The organism is Microbacterium sp. zg.Y909, assembly GCF_024626565.1.
In genome coordinates this window covers 1-3,625 of sequence record NZ_JANJFJ010000424.1, presented here as the reverse complement: position 1 = coordinate 3,625, position 3,625 = coordinate 1, and the positions used below count along the sequence as shown (strand labels likewise).

At 70.2% G+C, this 3,625-nt stretch carries 4 protein-coding genes; 2 read left to right on the top strand and 2 right to left on the bottom strand.

Annotated features, from left to right (window positions below; translation table 11 throughout):
* Both NQ160_RS20630 and NQ160_RS20625 read left to right on the top strand, forming a co-directional pair.
* The coding region (locus NQ160_RS20630) for an MFS transporter (RefSeq protein WP_257516961.1) at window positions 1-648 on the top strand (648 nt) is incomplete at its 5' end.
* Between the two features lie 16 nt (window positions 649-664).
* Entirely contained in the window at window positions 665-2,179 is a 1,515-nt protein-coding gene (locus NQ160_RS20625) for a peptide MFS transporter (protein WP_257516960.1), read from the top strand.
* Window positions 2,180-2,330: 151 nt separating this feature from the next.
* On the opposite strand, the gene NQ160_RS20620 is transcribed toward NQ160_RS20625, so the two are convergent.
* Together NQ160_RS20620 and NQ160_RS20615 are read right to left on the bottom strand one after the other, a co-directional pair.
* Entirely contained in the window at window positions 2,331-3,311 is a 981-nt protein-coding gene (locus tag NQ160_RS20620; RefSeq protein ID WP_257516959.1) for an alpha/beta hydrolase, read from the bottom strand.
* On the bottom strand, window positions 3,308-3,625 hold a 318-nt coding region (locus NQ160_RS20615), incomplete at its 5' end, for a carbohydrate ABC transporter permease (protein WP_257516958.1). The genes NQ160_RS20620 and NQ160_RS20615, both read right to left, overlap by 4 nt.

Here is a 3,625-nt window from a genome sequence, read left to right as displayed (position 1 = left end):
GACCTGCGGGTGGCTGCCCGCCGTCCGGTGCTGCTCACCAACATCGCCTCTCTCGCGATGGGGTTCTCGCTCTTCGCCTCGAACGTGGCCTACCCGCAGCTGCTGGAGCTGCCGGCCCCCGCGGGTTTCGGACTGTCACTGCTCGCCGCCAGCCTCGTCATCGCGCCGGCGGGCCTGGTGATGATGGTGCTGTCGCCCTACTCGGGGCGCGTGGCGCGCACCGTCGGCCCTCGGCTGCTGCTGATCCTCGGGGCGATCGCCCTCATCGTCGCGTACGGGTTCACGCTGCTGTTCTCCTCCGAGGTGTGGCACATCCTGGTGGCCAATCTGCTGGTGGGCGTCGGGATCGGCTTCGGCTACGCCAGCATGCCGATGCTCATCATGCGCAGCGTGCCGCAGAGCGAGACGGGCGCCTCCAACGGCCTGAACGCGCTGTTCCGCTCGCTCGGCACCAGCACTGCTGCTGCCGTGATCGCCGCGGTGCTGGCGAGCCTGTCGGTCACGCAGGGCGGCGTGCAGGTGCCGACGGCGGCGGCGTTCGACGTGGCGTTCCTGCTGGGCGGCGGTGCCGCGGTGGTGGCGCTGGTGCTCGCTCTGTTCATCCCGCAGCATCCTGCACGCGAACCCCATCCCTCTCTGCCGCAGTGAGGTCTACCCTGGGCCAATGAGCGCGAACGAGCCGGCCCAGGTCCCCGTCGGACCTCCCACGGGCCCCATCGAGACCGCCGCCGAAGACGCCGGCGACCGCGACACCCGCTTTTTCGGGCAGCCCCGGGCGCTGGCGCACATCTTCGGCGTGGAGATGTGGGAGCGGTTCAGCTTCTACGGCATGCAGGGCATCCTGCTCATCTACCTGTACTACTCCGCCACCGACGGCGGACTGGGGCTCGACCGCGCCGTGGCTGCCGGCATCGTGGGCGCATACGGCGGCTCGGTCTACCTCTCGACCATCCTCGGGGCGTGGATCGCCGACCGCATCCTCGGCTCCGAGCGGGTGCTCTTCTACAGTGCGATCGTCATCGTCGCCGGTCACGTCGCCCTCGCCCTCATCCCCGGATTCCTCGGGGTCGGCGTCGGACTCATCCTCATCGCGCTGGGATCGGGCGGCCTCAAGGCCAACGCCACGAGCGTGGTGGGAACGCTGTACCGGCGGGACGACCCCCGACGGGATGCCGGGTTCTCGCTGTTCTACCTCGGCATCAACCTCGGCGCGCTGGCCGGCCCGCTGCTGACGGGTCTGCTGCAGGCCTCGCTGGGGTTCCACTGGGGCTTCGGGCTGGCTGCCGTCGGCATGGCGCTGGGGCTGCTGCAGTACTCCTTCGGGCGCCGTTCGCTCCCCGAGGCGGCGCGGCACGTCGCCAACCCGCTCCCCCGCAACCGCTACGCGCTGGTCGGCGGCATCGCCGCGGCGGCGGTGGTGCTCATCGTCGTGCTGGTGCTCGTCGGGGTGATCCGCCCCGAGAACCTGTCTCTCATCGTCATCATCACCACGGTCGGCGCCACGATCGCCTACTTCGTCGTGATCCTCAGCAGCCGGCACATCGACGCCGTCGAGCGCAGCCGGGTGTTCGCGTTCGTGCCGCTGTTCATCACGTCGGTGGCGTTCTGGTCGCTGTACCAGCAGCAGTTCACCGTCGTGACGATCTACGCCGACGTGAAGCTCAACCGCGACCTCTTCGGCTGGGAGATGCCGGTGCCGTGGGTGCAGTCGATCAACCCGATCTTCATCATCGTGCTCTCGGGTGTCTTCGCATGGCTGTGGACGAAGCTCGGCACGCGGCAGCCCTCGACCCCGGTGAAGTTCGGTCTGGGCGTCATCATCATGGGCGCGGCGTTCCTGCTGTTCCTCCCGTTCGCCGGGGGCGGCGCCGGCTCCACACCGCTGTTGGCGATGATCGGCATCCTGCTGGTGTTCACCGTCGCCGAGCTCCTGCTGTCGCCGGTGGGTCTGTCGGTGACGACCAAGCTCGCCCCGGCGCGCTTCCACACCCAGATGGTCGCCCTGTTCTTCCTGTCTGTCGCACTGGGCACGGCCATCTCGGGGCTGCTGGCGGAGTACTACGACCCCGACAACGAGGTGCCGTACTTCTCGATCCTCGGGCTCATCGCCATCGGTGTCGGCGTGCTGCTGCTGATCTTCGTGAAGCCGGTGCTGGCGCTCATGAAGGGCGTGCGCTGAGCGGAGGCGTCGCGCTGCGCCGCCGCCGGGCCGAGCCGCTCCGGGCCGCTCCGGTGTCACTTCCGCACCATCCCCGCGCACAGCACCCGCCATTCGCGACACTCGAGCAGCTCGGGCACGCGCTCAAGCGCGAGCACGGAGCGCACGGGGGTTACTCGGCGGCCGCGGCACCGCTGCGGGCGAGCAGTCGACGCAGCCACTCCGCCCGAGCGGCGCGGGCGCGGCGACTGATCTCGGCATCGGGGGCCAGCGCATGGAATCCGTGCGCGCCGCCCGGCCAGACATGCAGCTCAGCGTCGCCTCCGCAGGCCCAGGACCGAGCCGCATAGGCGACCACCTCGTCACGGAAGGTCTCGGCCGATCCGACATCGAGGAACATGGGCGGAAGATTCGACAGATCGCTCGCTCGAGCGGGCGAGGCGTAGATCGTCACCTCGTCGCGGTCGGCACCGAGGTAGGCGTTCCACGCCGTCTCGTTGGCCACGCGGTCCCACGCGCCGACGCCCGCCATCTGGTCTGCCGAGCCCGAGTCGTTGCGGTCATCGAGCATCGGGCACACCAGCAGCTGTCCGAGCAGCGATGGTCCGCCGCGATCCCGGGCGAGCAGCGCCGTGGCCGCCGCCAGCCCGCCACCGGCGCTGATGCCACCGACGATGACACGGTCGGGGTCGAGGCTCAGCGCATCGGCGTGCTCCCTCAGCCAGACCAGCCCCCGGTAGACGTCCTCCACAGGCACGGGGTAGGGGAACTCCGGCGCAAGGCGATACTCGATGGATGCCACGGCGAGCCCGAGGTCCTCAGCCGCCCCGGCCAGGGCAGGCAGATCGTCGGCCGCGGAGCCGACCACGAGCCCGCCGCCGTGCACGTGATAGAGCACCGGCAGGCGCGCGCCGCGCCTGCGAGGACGCAGGAGCAGGAGCGCGATGCCGGGGGCGTCCCCCACCGGGACGAGGTGGCGGGTCAGCGCCAGGCTCCCGCCGAGCGTGATCTCGTATTCACTCGGTGGCACCACCCGCTCGCGCAGCCCGGCTATTCCCTCCGGGCGCAGCGAGGTGACCACGTCGTCGGTGGTGCGCAGCGCGTGCGCCACGTCCGGATCGAACGGCGGGCGCACCCCCGGGCCTTCCCTCATCCCTTCACCGAGCCCTGCAGCAGCGCGGCGACGAACTGGCGCTGGAAGATGAGGAACACCAGCAACGTCGGGGTGAGGATCAGCAGCGATCCGGCGCACAGCAGCGGGACGTCGGTGCCCCACTGCCCTTGGAAAGCGCCCAGCGCACCGGCCATCGTCCGCTTGGTCGGGTCGTCCACGAGCACGACGGCGAGCAGGAACTGGTTCCAGGTCCACAGGAACAGCAGGATCGCGAGCGACGAGAGCGCAGGCACGGACAGCGGCACATGGATGCGCCAGAACAGCTGCCAGGTCGTCGCGCCGTCGATGCGTGC

Bases quoted from the DNA above. Each gene is read 5' to 3' on its own strand.
- NQ160_RS20625 (WP_257516960.1), top strand. From the start codon at position 665: ATGAGCGCGAACGAGCCGGCCCAGGTCCCCGTCGGACCTCCCACGGGC.
- NQ160_RS20620 (WP_257516959.1), bottom strand. From the start codon at position 3,311: ATGAGGGAAGGCCCGGGGGTGCGCCCGCCGTTCGATCCGGACGTGGCG.